This is a genomic window from Amycolatopsis suaedae (assembly GCF_004214935.1).
GTDB lineage: Bacteria > Actinomycetota > Actinomycetes > Mycobacteriales > Pseudonocardiaceae > Amycolatopsis > Amycolatopsis suaedae.
Map to the genome: position 1 here is coordinate 457,474 of NZ_SFCC01000003.1, position 19,618 is coordinate 477,091.

At 70.5% G+C, this 19,618-nt stretch carries 20 protein-coding genes and 1 pseudogene; 13 read left to right on the forward strand and 8 right to left on the reverse strand.

Translation table 11 applies throughout. The features are described 5' to 3' along the window. Nucleotides 1–153: 153 nt before the first annotated feature. Entirely contained in the window at nt 154–561 is a 408-nt protein-coding gene (locus EWH70_RS08055; protein WP_130474626.1) for a hypothetical protein, read from the reverse strand. Between the two features lie 469 nt (nt 562–1,030). On the opposite strand from EWH70_RS08055, the gene EWH70_RS08060 reads away from it, so the two are divergent. Continuing rightward, nucleotides 1,031–2,086, forward strand: a complete 1,056-nt coding sequence (locus tag EWH70_RS08060) for a pentapeptide repeat-containing protein (protein ID WP_240686862.1) — start codon at nt 1,031–1,033, stop codon at nt 2,084–2,086. A 25-nt stretch (nt 2,087–2,111) separates the two neighbouring features. Here EWH70_RS08060 and EWH70_RS08065 read toward each other — a convergent pair whose 3' ends face one another. Both EWH70_RS08065 and EWH70_RS08070 read right to left on the reverse strand, forming a co-directional pair. Then, nucleotides 2,112–2,654 (reverse strand): Uma2 family endonuclease, encoded by a 543-nt coding sequence (locus tag EWH70_RS08065; RefSeq protein WP_240686863.1) that lies wholly within the window; start codon nt 2,652–2,654, stop codon nt 2,112–2,114. Between the two features lie 12 nt (nt 2,655–2,666). Then, nucleotides 2,667–2,921, reverse strand: a complete 255-nt coding sequence (locus EWH70_RS08070; protein ID WP_130474628.1) for a DUF2631 domain-containing protein — start codon at nt 2,919–2,921, stop codon at nt 2,667–2,669. An 86-nt stretch (nt 2,922–3,007) separates the two neighbouring features. Here EWH70_RS08070 and dxr point away from each other — a divergent pair, with 86 nt between their 5' ends. The 8 genes from dxr (at nt 3,008) to map (ending at nt 11,540) form a co-directional block, all read left to right on the forward strand. After that, nucleotides 3,008–4,213, forward strand: coding sequence for a 1-deoxy-D-xylulose-5-phosphate reductoisomerase (dxr, locus tag EWH70_RS08075; protein ID WP_130474629.1), 1,206 nt, complete (start codon nt 3,008–3,010; stop codon nt 4,211–4,213). A 6-nt stretch (nt 4,214–4,219) separates the two neighbouring features. Then, nucleotides 4,220–5,449 (forward strand): M50 family metallopeptidase, encoded by a 1,230-nt coding sequence (locus EWH70_RS08080; protein WP_130474630.1) that lies wholly within the window; start codon nt 4,220–4,222, stop codon nt 5,447–5,449. Between the two features lie 113 nt (nt 5,450–5,562). Further along, nucleotides 5,563–6,714, forward strand: a complete 1,152-nt coding sequence (ispG, locus tag EWH70_RS08085) for a flavodoxin-dependent (E)-4-hydroxy-3-methylbut-2-enyl-diphosphate synthase (RefSeq protein ID WP_130474631.1) — start codon at nt 5,563–5,565, stop codon at nt 6,712–6,714. 5 nt (nt 6,715–6,719) lie between these two features. Continuing rightward, nucleotides 6,720–7,556, forward strand: a complete 837-nt coding sequence (locus tag EWH70_RS08090) for a helix-turn-helix domain-containing protein (RefSeq protein ID WP_130474632.1) — start codon at nt 6,720–6,722, stop codon at nt 7,554–7,556. Further along, nucleotides 7,553–7,948, forward strand: coding sequence for a VOC family protein (locus tag EWH70_RS08095; protein WP_130474633.1), 396 nt, complete (start codon nt 7,553–7,555; stop codon nt 7,946–7,948). The genes EWH70_RS08090 and EWH70_RS08095 overlap by 4 nt, the downstream gene beginning before the upstream one ends. Before the next feature lie 38 nt (nt 7,949–7,986). Continuing rightward, nucleotides 7,987–8,841 carry a GNAT family N-acetyltransferase gene (locus EWH70_RS08100; protein WP_130474634.1) on the forward strand — a complete coding sequence of 285 codons (855 nt, stop codon included), beginning with the start codon at nt 7,987–7,989 and terminating at the stop codon, nt 8,839–8,841. 52 nt (nt 8,842–8,893) lie between these two features. Then, complete coding sequence (locus tag EWH70_RS08105) at nt 8,894–10,672, forward strand: penicillin-binding transpeptidase domain-containing protein (RefSeq protein WP_420809042.1); 1,779 nt, start codon at nt 8,894–8,896, stop codon at nt 10,670–10,672. 10 nt (nt 10,673–10,682) lie between these two features. After that, the gene (map, locus tag EWH70_RS08110) at nt 10,683–11,540 is read left to right on the forward strand and encodes a type I methionyl aminopeptidase (RefSeq protein WP_130474636.1); all 858 of its coding nucleotides are present in this window, start codon (nt 10,683–10,685) and stop codon (nt 11,538–11,540) included. A gap of 357 nt (nt 11,541–11,897) precedes the next feature. On the opposite strand, the gene EWH70_RS08115 is transcribed toward map, so the two are convergent. Then, nucleotides 11,898–12,569 (reverse strand): FadR/GntR family transcriptional regulator, encoded by a 672-nt coding sequence (locus tag EWH70_RS08115; RefSeq protein ID WP_130474637.1) that lies wholly within the window; start codon nt 12,567–12,569, stop codon nt 11,898–11,900. A gap of 48 nt (nt 12,570–12,617) precedes the next feature. Here EWH70_RS08115 and EWH70_RS08120 point away from each other — a divergent pair, with 48 nt between their 5' ends. Continuing rightward, the gene (locus EWH70_RS08120) at nt 12,618–13,856 is read left to right on the forward strand and encodes a CynX/NimT family MFS transporter (protein ID WP_130474638.1); all 1,239 of its coding nucleotides are present in this window, start codon (nt 12,618–12,620) and stop codon (nt 13,854–13,856) included. Here EWH70_RS08120 and EWH70_RS08125 read toward each other — a convergent pair. Both EWH70_RS08125 and EWH70_RS08130 read right to left on the reverse strand, forming a co-directional pair. Beyond that, nucleotides 13,847–15,253, reverse strand: a complete 1,407-nt coding sequence (locus EWH70_RS08125; protein ID WP_130474639.1) for a mycothione reductase — start codon at nt 15,251–15,253, stop codon at nt 13,847–13,849. The two genes, EWH70_RS08120 and EWH70_RS08125, sit on opposite strands and share 10 nt — an antisense overlap. 71 nt (nt 15,254–15,324) lie before the next feature. Then, nucleotides 15,325–16,158 (reverse strand): M15 family metallopeptidase, encoded by an 834-nt coding sequence (locus EWH70_RS08130; RefSeq protein ID WP_205669058.1) that lies wholly within the window; start codon nt 16,156–16,158, stop codon nt 15,325–15,327. 164 nt (nt 16,159–16,322) lie between these two features. Between EWH70_RS08130 and EWH70_RS08135 the strand changes: the two genes are divergently transcribed. Both EWH70_RS08135 and EWH70_RS08140 read left to right on the forward strand, forming a co-directional pair. Then, nucleotides 16,323–17,111: a S1 family peptidase gene (locus EWH70_RS08135; protein WP_130474640.1), complete on the forward strand. Its 789-nt coding sequence runs from the start codon at nt 16,323–16,325 to the stop codon at nt 17,109–17,111. Between the two features lie 24 nt (nt 17,112–17,135). After that, a complete protein-coding gene (locus tag EWH70_RS08140; protein ID WP_130474641.1) occupies nt 17,136–17,573 on the forward strand; it encodes a GNAT family N-acetyltransferase in 438 nt (145 codons plus the stop codon). A 2-nt stretch (nt 17,574–17,575) separates the two neighbouring features. Here the strand turns inward: EWH70_RS08140 and EWH70_RS08145 are convergent, their stop codons facing one another. Next, nucleotides 17,576–18,733, reverse strand: a complete 1,158-nt coding sequence (locus EWH70_RS08145; RefSeq protein ID WP_240686864.1) for an 8-amino-7-oxononanoate synthase — start codon at nt 18,731–18,733, stop codon at nt 17,576–17,578. Between the two features lie 94 nt (nt 18,734–18,827). Here EWH70_RS08145 and EWH70_RS08150 point away from each other — a divergent pair. Continuing rightward, nucleotides 18,828–19,224: pseudogene (locus EWH70_RS08150) on the forward strand (PIG-L deacetylase family protein); the annotation flags it as partial. Here the strand turns inward: EWH70_RS08150 and EWH70_RS08155 are convergent. Beyond that, complete coding sequence (locus tag EWH70_RS08155; RefSeq protein ID WP_240686865.1) at nt 19,211–19,534, reverse strand: ArsR/SmtB family transcription factor; 324 nt, start codon at nt 19,532–19,534, stop codon at nt 19,211–19,213. The pseudogene EWH70_RS08150 and the gene EWH70_RS08155 sit on opposite strands and share 14 nt — an antisense overlap. Nucleotides 19,535–19,618 lie beyond the last annotated feature (84 nt).

Here is a 19,618-nt window from a genome sequence, read left to right on the forward strand (position 1 = left end):
GGCATGCGGGGTCGGACCCGGACGGCCGCGAGCGACTCAGGCCGGGTGGGGAGGGGAGAGATTTGTTGTGACCCACACCATAAGCGGAGACGACAGAGAATCGCAAGATCTGTACAGAAGCTTGCAAAGATGCGACAGTGGTCGGGGTGGTGCTCAACCAGGCGATTCGAAGGCGGCGATGATGCCGTCGGCGAGGTCGAGCGCGTTCTCCTTGAACGCACCGACCTGGATGTTGTACTCCTCTTCCGATCGGGTCATGTGTGTCGAGACCACGAGCGCGGTGTACAGCAGGTGCGCTCGCTGCGCCGGGACCCGGACCTTCGAGGCCTCCCGCGACTCACGGGCTTCGTAGGCACGCTGTGCCGCCTCGATCGCGTCGGTGAGTTTCGCCCGGTAGCGGTCCACCCGCTCCGCCGGGCTGCCGAGCAGCAGTTCGACGGTCGCCGGGGTGGACACGCTGGACAACACGTAGGACAGCGCGGAGCTGACCAGCCTGGCGTCGCTGCGCCGGAACTCGATGAACGGGCCGTCGGCGTCGACGAGCTTGACCGTGCTGGTCATGCTTCCCGGTACCTGCCTTCCTGGATGTGCTCGTTGAAACTCGTCTCGCTGACTCGGTAGCCGTGGATCATGCCCATGGCGTTTGTCCAGGGTATTCGCACGCCCGGCCGCTCGGGTGGGTCCCTGGCGCACAGGAGGCGTCTATGGCGTCGCCGGAGTCCTGTTACTCCAGGTGGCGCTGCATTAGTTCTTTTTTTGGCCGACGCCCACTGAGTGAGACCATTTTCCGATGGGGTATCAAGGAGGGGCGGGACGCCCGGGCGTGGAATCAGCTGATTCGGCAGCTAGGGAGCCTCGAAAAGTGTTGTCCAATCGGACAATTGCAATATGCTCGAGTGTTCTTGTGCTTACTGCTGGTGCGACATGTTGGTTCCTGCTGTCTATTTACGGTGATGGGGTAGCGGCAAGTAAGGCGAAGCTTGAGAGTATTCGCACCGTAGGGACCATTATCCTGGGAGCTGGCGGGGCTGTGGCCCTGCTTCTGGCCGCTAGGCGTCAGCAGACTGCAGAGTATGATTTGGCGACCAAGCAGCACGACCTTCTGCTGCGGGAGCAGGCGAACGAAGACCTGAGGCATGACGCTGCGGAGCGTCGCATAACTGAACTGTATTTGAAATCGGTTGAACAATTGGGTTCGGAGCATGCCCCGGTGCGTCTCGCCGGGTTGTACGCTCTTGACCGTTTGGCGCAGGATAATCCATCTCAACGGCAGACTATAGTCAACGTGGTTGCCGCCTATTTGCGCATGCCTTATAGTCTCGCGGTCGATCAACTTGCAAACGCCGGCAGTGGTGAGTACGGCGAAGAGTATCGCCGGCAGATGCAGGAGCGTGAAGTGAGGCTCACTGCCCAGAGGATCATGACCGGTCATCTTAGCCCGCAAGTGGATGCGAGTAGGTACTGGGAAGGAATCAATCTGGACTTGAGCGGCGCGTTCTTGATTGACTTTAATCTTGAAAATTGTAACGTTGAGAACGCGCGCTTTGTAAATGCCCGGTTCTATGGTGACGTTTTTTTGACGGGAGCGGAATTTGTCGGGGAGACACGCTTCGATGGAGCGCTGTTCGATGCGTACGCCTGGTTTTCTGAGGCCAACTTCAGTGGGGTAACCAGGTTTGATGGTTCTATTTTCTGCGGGGAAGCTAGATTTGAGAAAACCTCCTTCCGAGGAGGTACAGTGTTCCGGCAGGCGAGCTTCAGGTCCAACTGCAGGTTCGATGACGCTGTTTTTGCCGGGAGTGCGGTCTTTGGAGGTGCCGTGTTCGCGCGGAATGCGAATTTCGGTGGAGCCAGTTTCATGGATGACGCGTGGTTGGCGGGTGTAGAATTTTCTCGCGAAGCTTTTTTTGATCGCGTGAAGTTCGCTGGCGACGCTTGGTTTAGTCAAGCTGTGTTCAGTAGTTACACTGTGTTTGATGATGCAAACTTCGCCGGAGATATCAAGTTCGCAGGTGCGACTTTGGATGGCATGCCTTACCGGCCGGACCAGCGGGACCCGGACGACATGCTTTCCTTTGGAAGCTAGCCCTTGACATCCGGGCCGCTGGTTTCTAGTCGAGCAGCAGGGCGTCGAGGTCCACGGTCAGCTCGGCCGGCTCGGTGGTGGTGTATCGACCGGTGGCCGACGGGCTCTCCTGATAGCCGAACGGCTCGGCCAGGTGGAAGGCCGTCAGGCTCGGCCGGTCATCCAGGTCGACGAGCCAGTAGTTGGGGATCTGGGCGTCCGCGTACTCGGAGGGCTTGGTGACCCTGTCGGTGCGGCGGGAGCCGGGAGACATGATCTCGACAGCCAGTAGCACGGAAGCCGCCCGCAGCAGGCCGCCGTCACGTGCTGCCGTGCGCGGCACGACGAGGACGTCCGGGACCCGGATCGTCGGCGGCTCGCCCAGCTCCAGGTCGACGTCCAGCTCGGTCAGAGCGATCAAGTCTCTCGGCAGCTGCGTGCGCAGTTGGAGGGCCAACTCGAGTTCCGCGTACTGGTGACCCAACGGTGGACGCGGGGCCGTGATGAGCACGCCCTCCTGGAGTTCCAGGCGTGCCGACCGGTCCTCGGGTAGCTCCAGGAACTCCAGCGACGTCAGCAGGCTGACCACCGGCGGTGAAGGCTACTTCCGCCAGGCGGTGCGGCGCTTGCGGATGTCGAGCACCAGCAGCAGCACGAGGGTGGCGGCGATGCCCACCAGCCAGATGTCCTCCATGGCGTTGCGGTGGTTGCCGATCAGCATGATCAGCATCGCCGCCGCGGTGAACCAGCCCGCGGCCCGGGTGGCCTTCGGGAAGGTGCCGTGCCAGCCCCACTCGGCCGACGGCTCGTCACGGGGGTCGACCCGAGGTCGCTTCTCGACCGCCTTGCTCGCCACGTTCACTCCTCGCGGTTCGTCGTGCGGGCCCGATGATCCCACACCGTCACCCGGCCGTCCCATGGTGCCGGGCACAATGGGCCCCGATGACTACCTCACGCAGTGTGCTCGTGCTCGGCTCCACCGGGTCGATCGGCACCCAGGCCCTCGACGTCGCCGAACGTAATCCGGACCTGTTCCGGGTCGCCGGCATCGCCGCGGGCGGGTCGGACCCGGCGGCGCTGGCCGCCCAGGCACTGGCCACGGGCGCCGAGGCCGTCGCCATCGTGCGGGCCACGGCCGCCGAGGACCTGCAGCTCGCGTTGTACGCCGAGGCCCAGCGCCGGGGCTACGCCAGCGGCGAGTTCCGGCTGCCCAGGGTGTTCGCCGGGCCGGACGCCGTGCTGGAACTCATCGACGCCGTCCCGGCCGACGTCGTGCTCAACGCGCTGCCCGGCTCGGAGGGACTGCCCGCCACACTGCGTGCGCTGGCCACCGGCGCCAGCCTGGCGCTGGCCAACAAGGAGTCGCTGATCGCGGGCGGGCCGCTGGTGCTCGCCGCCGCCAAACCCGGGCAGATCATCCCGGTCGACTCCGAGCACTCGGCGCTCGCGCAGGCACTGCGTGCCGGGCGCGCCGAGGAGGTCGACCGGCTGGTGCTCACCGCGTCCGGCGGCCCGTTCCGCGGGCGGTCCCGGGCCGAGCTGGCCGGGGTCACCGTCGAGGAGGCCCTTGCCCACCCCACCTGGGCGATGGGCCCGCTGGTCACGATCAACTCGGCCACGCTGGTCAACAAGGGACTCGAGCTGATCGAGGCCATGCTCCTGTTCGACATGCCGGCCGACCGGGTCGACGTCGTGGTGCACCCGCAGTCGATCATCCACTCGATGGTCACCTTCACCGACGGCTCGACCATCGCCCAGGCCAGCCCGCCGGACATGCGCCTGCCGATCGCGCTCGCGCTGAACTGGCCGGACCGGGTGCCCGGAGCGGCGGCTGCCTGCGACTTCGGGTCGCCGGCGTCGTGGACGTTCGAACCGGTCGACGACGAGGCGTTCCCCGCCGTCGAGCTGGCCCGCCACGCCGGTGCGACCGGGGGCTGCATCCCGGCCGTCTACAACGCGGCCAACGAGGAGATGGTCGGGGCGTTCCGGGCGCAGAACGCCAGCTTCACCTCCATCGTGGACACTGTTGCCGAGGTGGTGGAGTCCGCCGACGAGTGGCGGCGTGCGCCGCGTGACGTCGACGACGTGCTCGAAGCGGACCGCTGGGCACGTGCCCGCGCCGCCGAGCTCGGGTCGGGAAGGAAGTAGTAGCGGGTGCTCTCCTACATCATCGGCGTGGTGCTGTTCGTGATCGGCGCCTGCCTGTCGGTCGCCGTGCACGAGGCCGGGCACATGCTCACCGCCAAGGCCTTCGGCATGAAGGTGCGGCGGTTCTTCGTCGGCTTCGGCCCGAAGATCTTCTCCTTCCGCCGCGGTGAGACCGAGTACGGCCTCAAGGCCATCCCGCTCGGCGGCTTCTGCGACATCGCCGGCATGACCGCGCTCGACGAGGTCACCGAGGACGAGAAGCCGCGCGCGATGTACCGCTTCGCCGCGTGGAAGCGGACTGTCGTCATGGTCGCCGGTATCGCGCTCAACTTCGTCCTCGGCTTCGTCATCCTCTACCTGATGGCCATCACCATGGGCCTGCCCAACCTGGCCGCCGCCCAGGAGGAACCCAAGCCGAACATCGCCTCGGTGTCGGCCTGCGTCCGCGACGCACGCACGATCGAGGAGAACAACAACCCGGTCTGCCGGCCCGGGGACCCCGCTCCGGCCCGCGACGCCGGGATGCTGCCGGGCGACCTGGTCACCTCGGTCGGCGGCACGCCGACCCCCACCTGGACGGACATGCTGGCCGCGGTGCAGAAGGCCGAGGGCCCCACGCCCGTGCAGGTCCTGCGCAACGGTCAGCCGGTCGACCTGACGATCAACGTCCCGCGGGTCCTGCGGCCGGACGGCAACGGCGGGACGAAGCAGGTCGGCGCGATCGGCGCGGCCAGGGTGATGGCGCCGCGGATGCTGGACTACGGCCCGGTCGCCGCGATCGGCGGGACGGTCTCGTTCACCGGCGAGATGTTCAGCCAGACCGTGCAGAAGCTCATCGAGTTCCCGCAGCGCATCCCGGCCGTGGTCGAGTCGATCTTCGGCGGGGAGCGGGACCCGGAGACGCCGGTGTCGATCGTCGGCGCCAGCCGCATCGGCGGCGAGGCCGTCGAGGCCGGGCTCTGGGAGGTGTTCGTTCTCCTGCTGGCCAGCCTGAACTTCTTCCTCGGCGTGTTCAACCTGCTGCCGCTGCTGCCGATGGACGGCGGGCACATCGCGGTGGTCTGGTACGAGAAGATCCGCAACAGCATCCGCAAGGCGCGGGGCAAGGGGATCGGCGCGCCGGTCGACTACACGAAGTTGTCATCGGTCACGATGGTGATCGTGTTCATCGGCGCGGCCGTGGTCCTGCTCACCGTGACCGCGGACATCGTCAACCCGATTCGCCTGCTCCCGTAGCCGTTTCCGCAGGTCAAGGCTGATCCGGGCGGTGAAAGTGCCGCCGCCCGGGCAGGTCGGGCGCGCCGGTATCGTGGGTATCGCCGTACTAGTACTCGCTCGCAGAGGAACCGATGAACGTCGCGCTGGGTATGCCCGCTCTGCCGCCCCCCGTCCTGTCCGAGCGTCGTAAGACCCGCCAGCTGCAGGTGGGTCCCGTCGGTGTCGGCAGCGACCACCCCATCTCGGTGCAGTCGATGACCACCACGCTGACCGCCGACGTCAACGCCACCCTGCAGCAGATCGCCGAGCTGACCGCGGCGGGCTGTGACATCGTCCGCGTCGCCTGCCCGAGCGCCGACGACGCCGAGGCGCTGCCTGCCATCGCGAAGAAGTCGCAGATCCCGGTCATCGCCGACATCCACTTCCAGCCCAAGTACGTTTTCGCCGCCATCGAGGCGGGCTGCGCCGCCGTGCGCGTCAACCCGGGCAACATCCGCAAGTTCGACGACCAGGTGGCCGAGATCGCCAAGGCCGCCAAGGACCACGGCACGCCGATCCGCATCGGCGTCAACGCCGGGTCGCTGGACAAGCGGATCATGGACAAGTACGGCAAGGCCACCCCGGAGGCGCTGGCCGAGTCGGCGCTGTGGGAGGCGAGCCTGTTCGCCGAGCACGACTTCCACGACCTGAAGATCTCGGTCAAGCACAACGACCCGGTCGTCATGGTGCGTGCTTACGAGATCCTGGCCGAGCAGTGCGACTACCCGCTGCACCTCGGCGTCACCGAGGCCGGTCCGGCGTTCCAGGGCACCATCAAGTCGGCCGTCGCCTTCGGCGCGCTGCTGCGGCAGGGCATCGGCGACACCATCCGCGTGTCGCTGTCCGCGCCGCCGGTGGAGGAGGTCAAGGTCGGCACCCAGATCCTGCAGTCGCTGAACCTGCGCCCGCGCAAGCTGGAGATCGTGTCCTGCCCGTCCTGCGGCCGTGCCCAGGTCGACGTCTACAAGCTGGCCGACGAGGTCACCGCGGGCCTGGAGGGCATGGAGGTGCCGCTTCGGGTCGCCGTGATGGGCTGCGTCGTCAACGGTCCCGGCGAGGCCAGGGAGGCCGACCTCGGGGTGGCGTCGGGTAACGGCAAGGGCCAGATCTTCGTCAAGGGCGAGGTCATCAAGACCGTGCCGGAGGCGCAGATCGTCGAGACGCTGATCGAGGAGGCCATGCGCATCGCCGAGGAGAGCGGCGAGGCCATCGGCGAGGGGCAGCCGAGCGTCACGGTCGGCTGACGGATGTGAGCGACTGGGCCGCCAGGCCACCGCACCCGGGGCTACGGCACCTGGTGCGCCGCTACATCGGGTACACCCAGCACGACGTGACCCTGCCGGTCCACCGTGGCCTGCCCTCGCGCAACGTCACGCTGATCGTCAGCCTGGCCGAGCCCGTCCACTTCGTCGGGGGCGTCGGCGCCGAGCGGGGGCCGGTCAGCCTGCAGACCGTGGTGGGCGGCCTGCATCTCGGTCCGGTGCTGATCCAGCAGGACCGCTACCAGTGCGGCGTCCACATCGAACTCAACCCGCTCGGGCTGCGGGCGCTGCTCGGGGTTTCCGCGACCGAGCTGGCCTCGTCGGTCGTCGACGTGGCGGACCTGCCGGTGCCGTGGGCACGGCGGCTGGCCGACCGGCTGGCCGGCCAGCCCGGCTGGCCCGAGCGGTTCGCCGTGCTGGACGAGGAGTTCGCCGCGGCGATCGGTCCGGTCACCCTCGCCACCGAGGTCCAGTGGGCGTGGCGGTCGCTGATCTCCCGGCACGGCGGCAGGCCGGTCGCCGAGCTCGCCAGGGAGATCGGCTGGAGCAGGCGGCACTTCAGCGAGCGCTTCGCCAGGGAGGTCGGGGTGCCGCCGAAGCAGGCCGCGCGGCTGATGCGGTTCGAGCGCTCCAGTGCGCTGCTGCGGGCGGGCGGGTACCGCAACCTGGCCGAGCTCGCGGTCCGCAGCGGCTACTACGACCAGGCACATCTGACCAACGAATGGCGGGAGCTGGCCGGCTGCACACCGTCGGCGTGGATCCGCGAGGAGCTCCCGTTTCTCCAAGACCTGCCGGAGGAGGCCACCGCAGAATCGGGGGCATGAGCGAGACAACGACCCCGGGCGTGTGGCCCTGCCTTTCCTACACCGACACTGATGCCGCCAGGGCGTTCCTGACCGGCGTGCTCGGATTCACCGAGACGCTCGTCGTCCCGTCCGAGGACGGCTCCGCCATCGTGCACGCCGAGATGCGCAGGCCGGAGGGCGGCGGGATCATGTTCGGCTCCGCGATGTCGGCGAGCGACCTGCCCGCTCCCGCCGGTATCCAGTGGCTGTTCGTGGAGACCGCCGACCCGGACGCCGTGCACCGGCGTGCCGTCGAGGCGGGCGCGAAGGTGCTGCGTGAGCCGTACGACACCGACTACGGCGCCCGGAACGTGTCGCTGGCCGATCCGGAGGGCAACGTCTGGACCGTCGGCACCTACCAGGGCTCCTGAGCTACCCGCGAACGGCGGTTATCTGGCACGCTTGTCATGTGTTGCGGCTTGCTGGAGCGCGGCTGCTCGACGATCGGGACTACCCGGCCGTCCGTACGCTGCTGGCCACCGACCCGGTGGCCAGTTGCATGGTCAGCGCGAGGATCGAGGCCGCCGGGCTGGATCCGTGGCGGCTCGGTGGCGAACTGTGGGCTGCCGACGCCCGCCCGGCCCGGTCCGGCCGGATCAGCGGGCTGTGCTTCTCCGGGCCCAACCTGATCCCGCTGCGGGGCAACGCCGGTGCCTGGCGGTCCTTCGCCGACCGGGCCCTGCGGCGCCAGCGGGCGTGTTCGTCGCTGGTGGGCCCCGCCGATCAGGTGCTCGGCCTGTGGGACGAGCTGGAGAGCGAGTGGGGGCCGGCCCGGGAGGTCCGCCCGGACCAGCCGCTGATGGCCATGGACCGGATGCCCGAGCGGCCCGCAGACCCGCTGGTCCGCCCCGTCCGGCCACACGAGCTGGACCGCTACCTGCCCGCCGCCGTGGCGATGTTCATCGAGGAAGTGGGGATCGACCCGCGGGCGGGTGACGGCGGGACCAGTTACCGGGCCCGCGTCGCCGAGCTGATCGCCGGCGGCAGGGCGTTCGCCCGGTTCGAGGCCGGTGAGGTGGTGTTCAAGGCCGAGATCGGCGCCATGTCGGCTGGCGTCGGCCAGATCCAGGGCGTCTGGGTGCGGCCGGACCGGCGTGGCCAGGGCCTCGGCGCGGCCGGCACCGCCGCCGTCGTCGCGCGCCTGGTGCGCGACATGGACCGCACCGCGAGCCTGTACGTCAACTCCTACAACGCCCCGGCCCTCGCCGCCTATCGCCGGATCGGGTTCCGTCAGGTCGGCTGCTACGCCACCGTCCTGTTCTGACGGCGTTTCGCAGCCGGGAGCCGCGGCGCCGAGGCTGGATACTGCGGCTGTGGTGGTTGGCAGAGGCTGGGCGGTAGCCGCCGTCGTGGTGTTCGCGCTGAGCGGGTGCTCGGTGTTCGCGTCCGAACCCGGGCCGGAGGAGATCACGCGCGACTTCCTGGACGCCCTCGCCGCAGGCGACACCGCCCGCGCGGCCGGGCTCACCGACACCCCCGACGCCGCCCGGCCCGTACTCGACCAGGCCAGGGCCGCGCTGCGGCCGGAGTCGATCGGCGTCACGCTGCACCGCGCGCACGCGCCGTCGAAGTCCACCACCGCCACCGCCCGGTACCGGCTGGACTGGCGGCTGCCGCACGGCCGCACCTGGTCCTACGACGGCGACGCCCAGCTCACCTCGGCCGACGGCCGCTGGCGGGTGCGCTGGCAGCCCTCGGTGCTGCACCCGCGGCTGGCCCAGCAGCAGGAGATCACGCTGCGCACGCAGCAGCCGGACCGTGCCCCGGTGCTGGACCGCGACGGCGAGACCCTGCTGGCACCCGACCGGGTCGTGAGCGTCCTGCTCGACCCGGCCAAGGCCGGTGACGTCCGGAAGGTCGCTGCCGCGCTCGCCACGGCACTGAAGCAGTTCGAACCCGGCATCACCGAGCAGTCCATCGTGGACGGTCCGAAGCAGCCGGTGGTCACCCTGCGCCAGTCCGACTACCAGCGGATCAAACCGGCCATCTACGACCTGCCCGGGGTCCGGTTCAGCGAGCAGGAACGGCTGCTGCCCGCCGACAAGTCGCTGGGCGAGCAGATCCTGCCCGCGATCCGGTCCACGGTGGACGAACGGGTGGAGGGTGCCGCGGGGTGGCGGATCGTCACCGTCACCCCGACCGGCTCCGAGATCGCCGAGCTGCACAACCAGCCCGCTCAGCCCGCCGACGCCGTCACGGCCACGCTCAGCAAGGCCACCCAGGCCGCGGCCGAGGCAGCGCTGGACGGCGTCGAGGTGCCCGCGGCGATCGTCGCGCTGCAGCCGTCCACCGGTGAGCTGCTCGCCGTCGCGCAGAACGCGGCCGCAGACGTCCAGGGGCCGATCGCGTTGTCCGGCCGCTACCCGCCCGGCTCCACGTTCAAGATCGCCACGGCCGCTGCCGCGCTGACCACCGGCGTGACGCGGGCCGACGCCGTCGTCGACTGCCCGGGCACCACGACGATCGAGGGCAGGCTCATCCCCAACGACGGCCGGTTCGCGCTCGGTTCGGTGCCGCTGAGCACGGCGTTCGCGCACTCCTGCAACACGACGTTCGCCCGGCTGTCCACCCAGCTCCCGCCTGCGGCGCTCACCGACGCCGCACGCGACCTCGGCATCGGCGCGGACTTCGTCATCCCGGGCCTGACCACGATCACCGGCTCGGTGCCGCAGGCAGGCAACACGATCCAGCAGGCGGAGAACGGGTTCGGCCAGGGCACCGTGCTGGCCAGCCCGTTCGGGATGGCGCTGGCGGCGGCGACGGTGGCGTCCGGCCGAACCCCGGTGCCGACGCTGCTGCGCGGCACCCCGACCGCGGCGTCCCAGGTGGGCAGGCCGCTGCGGCCCGACGTGCTCGCGGCGCTGCGCTCGATGACCAGGGCCGTCGTCACCGGCGGCACGGCGGGTGTGCTGGCGCAGCTGCCCGAGGTCCACGGCAAGACCGGCACCGCCCAGTTCGGCGACGGCTCGCAGTCACACGGCTGGTTCGTCGGCTACGCCGGTGACCTCGCGTTCGCCGTGCTGCTGGTCGGTGGCGGGACGTCGGCGCCCGCGGTGCAGGCGGCCCACCGGTTCCTGACCGCGGTCGGGTCGTAGGGTGGGGGACATGCCCACGCGAGCCCCTCTGCGACCCGGCGTCCAGTCGCCGATCCGTACCGTGCCCAGCTCCATCGCCCGCCCCGAGTACGTCGGCAGGGCGGCGCCGAAGCGGGACACCGGCAACGGCGTGCGCACCGCCGAGCAGATCGAGGCCATGCGGGTCGCCAGCCGGATCGCGGCGCAGGCGCTGCAGGAGGGCGGCAAGGCGGTCAAGCCGGGCGCGACCACCGACGACGTCGACAAGGTCGTCCACGAGTTCCTGCTCGACCACGGCGCCTACCCGTCGACGCTGGGCTACCGCGGGTTCCCCAAGTCCTGCTGCACCTCGCTCAACGAGGTCATCTGCCACGGCATCCCGGACTCGACGGTCATCGAGGACGGCGACATCTGCAACATCGACGTCACCGCCTACATCGGCGGCGTGCACGGCGACACCAACGCGACGTTCCTCGCCGGGGACGTCGACGAGGAGGTCCGGCTGCTGGTTGAGCGCACCCGCGAGGCGACCATGCGGTCGATCAAGGCCGTCCGGCCGGGCAGGCAGCTCAACGTCATCGGCAGGGTCATCGAGTCCTACGCCAAGCGGTTCGGCTACGGCGTCGTGCGTGACTTCACCGGCCACGGCGTCGGGCCCGCGTTCCACACGGCGCCGACCGTGCTGCACTACGAGGAGCCCAGCGTCACCACCGAGATCCTCGAGGGTATGACGTTCACGATCGAGCCGATGATCACGCTCGGCACGATCGACTACGACATCTGGGACGACGACTGGACGGTCACCACGAAGGACAAGAAGTGGACCGCCCAGTTCGAGCACACCATCGTCGTGACCGCCACCGGCGCGGAGATCCTGACCCTGTCCTGACGGCTCGCCGCGACGTGGCCGTGAAGGCCCCCTCACGGCGTCTGATGCCAGGACCCCGGCAAAGTCAGACGGTGCCGATGTGGCGGGTGTGTCCTGTCCGTGGGTCTGGCCAGTCCCCTTCATTAAGTCTGACGTGGTGAAGGTGGCCTTCACGTGCTCTGGGACGGGACGACTCGCGCGAACGGGTCGCTGACGCGGGTGACCGGCACGAGGTGAGAACCCGGTCCACACGGTGAGTTCTGCGCTCACGCACGCGAGTTCTGCGTTCCGGCCCGCGAGTTCTGCGTTCGAACGCACAGAGCCCGACTTTGCCGGGCCCTGGCGTCTGGTGCCCTGACGGCCTGCCGGGCGGGCGGCTCAGTCCAAGCCGGCCAGCAGCTCGTCGAGGAAGCCGGCGGCCTCCGCGCCTGCCTTGACGGGGTCGCGGTCGGCGATGGCCTCCACGATGCCGCGGTGCTCGATCTCCTCCGCCTGCCCCAGCTCCTCGTGCGTGGTCGCCGCGACGGACGCGGTGATGGCCTCGGTGAGCCCCCGGTACAGCTCGGTGAGCAGGGTGTTGTGCCCGCACGCGACCACGGTCAGGTGGAACTCCGCGTCGACGCGCACGAAGTCGTCGAACCGGGCCTCCCGCTGGGCGGCGTCGCGCTGGTCGTGCAGGTCGCGTAACCGCTCCAGCTCGGCGTCCGTGCGCCGGGAGGCGGCCAGCCGCGCGCCCTCGACCTCCAGCGTGCGCCGGACCTCCAGTACCTCGCGCAGCTCGCTGCCGCACAGCCTGCGGATGGCGCCGGAGACCTCGCTGGTAGCCCGCACGTAGGTGCCGTCACCCTGCCGTACCTCCAGCAACCCGCTGTGCGACAGCGCTCGCACCGCCTCGCGGATGGTGTTGCGCCCGACCCCGAGCGTGGCCGCCAGCTCCGGTTCCGTCGGGATGCGCTGCCCGATGGGCCAGTCGCCCTGCCGGACCGCTTCACGTAACTGGGCGATCACCTGGTCGACGAGCCCGGTGCGACGGGTAGTGGCCAGAGGCACAGAAACATCCTTTCGCCCAATCATCCTACGTCTGCAATACTACTCGGCGTGTCCGTCGAGCCAGAACTAGAACTCGAGCGTAGCCGCGTCGTCACGGACACGGCACCCGCCGGACGGGCGCGTCCACTTGCCGTCGCGGGCGGCACGCTGCTGGCGCTGGCCGTCGTCCTGGCCGCCCTGAACCTCCGCCCCGCCGTCACCAGCGTCGGCCCACTGCTGGACAAGGCGCAGGCCGACCTGGGCGCCACCGCCACCTGGGCGGGCCTGCTCACCACGTTGCCCGGCCTGTGCTTCGCCGTCGCCGGCCTGGCCGCGCCCGCGCTGGCCCGCCGGGTCGGCATCGGTGCGGCCGTGGCGCTCGCGCTCGGTGTGCTCGGCGTCGGCCTGGTGATCCGGGTACTCGACGGCCCGCTGGTCGTGCTCGGCGGCACCCTCGTCTCCAGCGCCGGTATCGCGCTGGGCAACGTCCTCATCCCGGTGGTCGTGAAGGATTCGTTCCCGGCCAGGGTCGGCCTGATGACCGGCGTCTACACCGCTGCCCTGCAGGGTGGCGGTGCGCTCGGCTCGGCGGCGACACCGCCGATGGACGACCTGTTCGGCGGCTGGCGCGAGGCGTGGGCGGGCTGGGCGGCGCTCGCCGTCGTCGCGCTGGTGGTCTGGCTGCTGGCCGTCCGCGGCCGTCGCGGCGAAGGCGGCGGCGCGCCCCGGCAGGAACGCGGCCGCTCGCTGCTGCGCAGCCCGCTGGCGTGGACGGTCACGCTGTTCTTCGGCCTGCAGGCGTTCGTCGCCTACATCGTCATGGGCTGGTTCCCGCAGGTCCTGATGGACGCCGGCGTCAGCAGGGGAGACGCCGGCCTCCTGCAGGGCCTGATGTCGCTGCTGGCCGTGCCGATCAGCCTGATCGTCCCGGCGGTCGCCGCCCGGCAGGGCAGCCAGACCTGGTGGATTGTCGGGCTCGGCCTGATCGGGCTCGCGGGCAACGCCGGCCTGATCGTCGCGCCGGCGGCGGCACCGCTGCTGTGGGCCATCCTCGTCGGTGTCGGGATGAGCGTGTTCTCGCTGGCCCTGACCGTCATCGCGCTGCGAGCTCGCAGCGGCCCGGACACCGCGTCGCTGTCCGGGATGGCCCAGGGCTACGGCTACCTGATCGCCACCCCGGGTCCGCTGCTGTTCGGCCTGCTGCACGACCTGACCGCCGCGTGGACCGTGCCGCTGATCCTGGTCGCGGTGGTCGTCGCGGTGCAGTCGGTGGTCGGCGCGTTCGCCGGTCGCGACCGTTACGTCTGAGCCGGGTCCAGCTCCAGTCCGAGCAGGGCGTTCTCCACCAGCTCCGGCATCGCCGGGTGGATCCAGTACTGACCGCGGGCCATGCTGGCCGCGTCCAGGCCGAAGCTCATCGCCTGGATCAGCGGCTGGATCACCGTCGCGGCCTGCGGGCCGATGATGTGCGCGCCGAGCAGCTGCCCGGTCGCCGGGTCCGCGACCAGTTTGGCGAAGCTCGTGGTGTCCTCCATGGCCCAGCCGTAGGCGATACCGGCGTAGTCCTGGATCGAGGTGACGTAACGCAGCCCGCGCTCGGCCGCCTGCTCCTCGGTCAGGCCGACCGACGCGATCTGCGGCGAGGTGAACACCGCGTGCGGCACGAACCGGTGATCGGCGGCCACCGGCGCGTCCGGGTGCAGCAGGTTGTGCTGCACGACCCGCTGTTCGTGGTTGGCCACGTGCTTGAGCTGGAACGGCGAGCTGACGTCGCCGAGCGCGTAGATCCCGTCGACCTCGGTGCGCTGGTACTCGTCGACCTTCACGTAGCCGTCCGCGGTGGTGGACAACCCGGTCGCGGCCACGTCGAGCAGGTCGGAGTTGGGCCTGCGGCCGGTGGCCACGAGCAGCAGCCCGGCCTCGACGGTGTCCTCCCCGGCGGGATCGGACAGTTCGACGGCGACACCGCCACCCGACCGCCGCACCTTGCTCACGGTCGTGTTCAGCCGCACGTCGTAGCGCTTCGCGGCCAGCTCGGTGAACCGGGCGCTGACGTCGGCGTCCTCGGCCCGCAGCAGGGCGCCGGAGCGCGCCACCATCGTGACCGCGACCCCGAACGAGGCCAGCACGTGAGCGAACTCCGCCGCGATGAAACCGCCACCCAGGATCACCGCCCGCTCGGGCAGGTCGTCGATCCGCATCACGGTGTCCGACGTGTGGTAGTCCACATCGGACAAACCAGGAATCTCCGGGATCGCGGGCCTGCTGCCTGCCGCGATCACGAACCGGCCGGCCGTGACGGTCTCCGCCGGGCGGCCGTCGGCGAACGTGATCGTCAGCTCCTTGTGCCCGGTGAACCGGCCCTCGCCCTCGTAGACGGTGACGTCACGGTTGTCCTCGTGCTCGACGCGGTACTGCCGCCCGCCCGCGGCGATCGGGTCGATCCGGCCGAAGATCCGGTCGCGGATGTCGCGCCAGCGCACCCCGCGCAGTTCGGCGTCCACCCCCAGCCGGGCTCCGGCACCGACCGAGGCCGCGATGTCGGCGGGGTGGACGAACATCTTCGTCGGGATGCAGCCGACGTTGAGGCAGGTGCCGCCGAACACTCCCTTCTCGACGATCGCGGTCTTCCAGCCGGCGAACCGCCGGTCGAGAATCGAGTTCCCCGAGCCGGTCCCGATGATCACCAGGTCGTAGTGCGGCACGCTGCTTCTCCTGAGTCGGTCGATGCTCTCCGGTTGTGGAACCGCCGGGGCGGTGCGGTTGTTCCCGTGCCTCAGTTCCCCGTCGCCGAGAAGTGCATGATGTCCTTCGGCGAGGTCCAGGTGCCACCCCAGGTCCAGCCCGCCGCCGTGAACGCCCGCACCACCGGGCCGCCCGGCAGGATCATCCCCGGACGCTCGCGGCCGCGGTCGGTGTAGGCCGAGGCCAGCTCGGGCAGCACCAGGTCACCCTTGACGTAGGGGTTGCAGAACGGGTTGACGTCGACGGCGAGGCCGGACGCGTGAGCCGACCAGGTGGTCTGCCCGCGGACCGGGCGGCAGACGAACGCGCCGGTGTTGTTGCCGTCGCCGGTCGGCGGGGCGTCCAGCTCGTCGGCCCGGGTGACCCGCATCTCCTCGATCGGGAAACGCGCGGCGTACAGCTCGCCGAACGCCTTCGTCACCTGTGCGGCGACCGAGGCGTTGACCAGCATCTCCCCGGTGTGGGCACGGCCGTCGAAACCCCAGAACGACATCGTCAGGTACCGCAGCTGCCCGGACGGGACCGGGCACTCGGGCCGCCAGGTGCTGCGGGCCAGTACCCGCGCCGGTACCGGTTCGACGGTCGAGGCGTAGCGGTCGCCAGCCGGTGGCGGCAGCAGGTCGGCTGTGGGCAGGCTGCGCTCGACCAGCGGGGCCGGGGTGGGCAGTACCTGGCCGAACCCGTCGGGCCTGCGGGGCAGCGGGCGGGCGCCGACCTGCCACACCGGTGCTTTCGCCGTGGTGGTGGCCGCCGGGGCGCTCGTCGACGGCGGCGTCGGCGGAGGTGCCGGTGGTGGCTGCTCCGGCTGCCCGCCGCAGGCGGCGAGCAGCGTCACCGCGAGCAGGAGGCCAGGGAGCGTGCGCACCAGGACAGGGTGACATCGGGTGCCGCGCCGGTGCCGGGCGGCCCTGGCCCGGATGGCTGCGGAGGGTAGCCGGCTACTCCACCCGGTTCAGTGACGTCGGGTGACCGGTAGGCCGTTTAGGGTAGTCGCACCGCCGTGCTGTCTGTCGAAGGGAAACCGGAGTCATGCCGAAGAAGTCCTCGCGCCGCCGGGGGACGCTGCTCGCCGCCGCCGTCATCGGGACGGTCCTGCCGCTGGCCGGCGCCGGGGCCGCCGCGGGCGTGCAGCCGTTCGTCGTCGGCGGCACCGAGGCTTCCCTCGCCGATCACCCCTACGCCGTCTACCTCGCCGACGAGAAGGGCAACCAGTTCTGCGGCGGCACGCTGATCGCGTCCGACGCGGTGCTCACCGCCGCGCACTGCGCCAAGGCGATGTCCCGTAACGACATGCGGGTGGTCGCAGGCCGTCAGGACAAGCGCACGTCGGCGGGCGTGACGGCCGAGGTCAGGAAGGTCTGGATCCCCGACGGCTTCCAGCGGCCGGAGAGCGGGAGCGACGTCGCGGTGCTCACGTTGCGGGACAGCGTGCCCTACCAGCCGGCGAAGGTGGCCGACCAGCGGCACCGGTCGCTGTACGAGGCGGGCACCCGGGCGACCGTGCTCGGCTGGGGGCGGGTGAAGGAGGGCGGCGACCGCTCGGACTACCTGCGCAAGGCCACCGTCCCGGTCGTCGCCGACGACAGCTGCGCCAAGAGCTTCGAGAGCTTCGACGCGAAGTCCATGGTCTGCGCCGGGTACGCCGAGGGCGGCGTCGACGCCTGCCAGGGCGACTCGGGTGGCCCGCTGGTGGTCGGTGGCACGGTGATCGGCGTGGTGTCCTGGGGCGAGGGCTGCGCGCAGGCCGGTAAGCCGGGTGTCTACGCGAGGGTGGCCACGTTCGCCAAGGACATCGCGGAGCAGGCCCGCCACCACTGAACCCGGGTCTGGTACCTATACGGCATGACCCAGACCGCCCGGATCCCCGTCCTGCGCACCACCGGCGACCGGATCACCGCGGAGCAGCTGTATGCCGTGCTGCGCCTGCGGGCGCAGGTGTTCGTGGTCGAGCAGGAAAGTGCCTACCAGGATCTCGACGGCCGTGACCTGCGTGCCGACACCCACCACCTGTGGACCGGCGACGTCGACGCGTACCTGCGGGTCCTGGTGGAGCCGTCGGGTGGCTACCGCATCGGCCGGGTGGTCACGGCCCAGCACGCCCGCGGCACCGGCCTGGGGGCACGGCTGATGGAGGCGGCGCTGGAGGTCGTCGGCGACGCCCCGTGCGTGCTGGGCGCGCAGATCCAGGCGGGCGGGTTCTACGCGAAGTTCGGCTTCACACCGTCCGGCCCGGAGTACCTGGAGGACGGCATCCCGCACGTGGAGATGCGCCGCGGCTGAACCTACGGCGCCGCGTCGACGATCACCTTCACCGCGGCGTCCACATCGGACTCGGTGAGGTCCGCACGCGCGGTCAGCCGGAGCCGGGACACACCGTCGGGCACCGACGGCGGCCGGAAGCAGCCGACCCGCACGCCCTGCTCGGCACACCGCGTCGCCCAGGCGAGCGCCGCGTCGGCCGACGGGGCCGACACCGACACGACGGCCGCCCGCGGCGTGGACACCGTCAGCCCGGCGTCGGCAAGCTGCGCGGACAGCCGTGCCGCCACGGCCAGCACCCTGGACGGCAGGTCCGGCTCGTCCCGCAGGACGCCCAGTGCGGCCAGCGCGGCGGCGGCGCTGCCGGGGGCCAGCGCGGTGTCGAAGATGAAACTGCGGGCGGACTCGACCAGGTGCCGGATCACCCGCCGCGGCCCCAGCACGGCACCGCCCTGGGCGCCGAGAGACTTGGACAGGGTGATCGTCGTGACGACGTCCGGCGCGCCGGCCAGCCCGGCCTCGTGCACCGCGCCGCGTCCGCCCTCGCCCAGTACGCCGAACCCGTGCGCGTCGTCGACCAGCAGCGCGGCGCCGTGCTCGCGGCAGGCCGCCACCAGTTCCGGCAGCGGCGCCAGGTCGCCGTCGACGGAGAACACCGAGTCGGTCACCACCAGCGCCCGCTGCTTGCGGCGGGTGGACAGGGCGTGGGTGAACGCCGCGGGGTCGGCGTGCGTGACGGCGGCGACGTCGGCACGGGAAAGCCGGCAGCCCTCGATCAGCGACGCGTGGATGTAGCGGTCGGTCACGATGGCCGACTCCGCTCCGGACAGTGCCGTCACCGCGCCGAGGTTGGCGGTGAAGCCGGAGGAGAACACCAGCGCGGCCTGCGTGCCGCAGAACCGGGCGAGCGCGTGTTCCAGTTCGGCGTGCAGCTCGGTGGAGCCGGTGACCAGGCGCGACCCGGTCGAGCCCGCGCCCCAGCGCAGTGCCGCGGCCGCCGCCGCGCCCGCGACCCGCTTGTCCCTGGCGAGTCCCAGGTAGTCGTTGCCGGCCAGATCCACCTCACCGGCGTCGGCCGCCCGCGGTCGCAGCCTCCGGGTCAGCCCGGCTGCCGCTCGCCGGTCGGCCTCCTCGTCGAGCCAGTCGAAGACCTGTTCGGGAGCTGGACCGGATGCGTTCACGCCTGGCAGTCTCGCAAACACACCGGACGACCCGAGCAGGGGGCGCGTACAAGCCGATGCCCGGGACTGGCAGCGGGCACTCGCTGTCGTCGCCCACCCGGACGACCTCGAGTACGGCCTGCCGCTGCGCCGGGACATCGCCGCCGCCATCCGGCGGTTCCGGCCGGAGCTGGTGATCACCGGCAACCACCGGGAGAACTGGCCCGGCGGCGTCGGGCTGAACATGGCCGACCACCGCAACGTCGGCCTCGCCGTGCTGGACGCCGTGCGGGACGCGGCCAACCGCTGGGTGTTCCGCGACCTGGACCTGCCGCCGTGGCAGGGCGTGCGCTGGGTCGCCGAAGTCGGATCACGCCGTCGACATCGGGTCCACAATGGACAGGGCGATCGCCTCGCTGCGGGAGCACAAGGCATATCTGGCCGCGCTCGGCGACGCCGGTGAACGGTTCGGCTGCGAGTACGCGACCGAGTTCGAGCTCATCGAGCTGTAGCCCCGGTCAGCGACACCACGGTGTCCAGCAGGCCGGGGAAGCGGTCGTCGATCTCGGTGCGGCGCAGCAGCAGGTAGCTGGTGTTGCCTGCCGCGCGCTGGTGCACGAGGCCGGCTTCGCGGAGCACGCGCCAGTGGTGGGTGCGGGTCGACCGAGCGACCGGCAGGTTGAACGAGGCGCAGGTCCGTTCCCGCTCGGGTTCGGCGGCCAGTTCGACGACGACCCGCCTGCGGTGCGGGTCGGCCAGTGCGGCCAGGACAGCGTCCAGCTCGACGTCGCCGAGATCGGGATGCGCGAATTCGTTGCTCACCCTGGACATGGTACGACAAGTCTCGTACCTTCGGTTAGGTACGAGACTTGTCGTACCTAACCGAAGGGGGCGGCCATGCCGGAC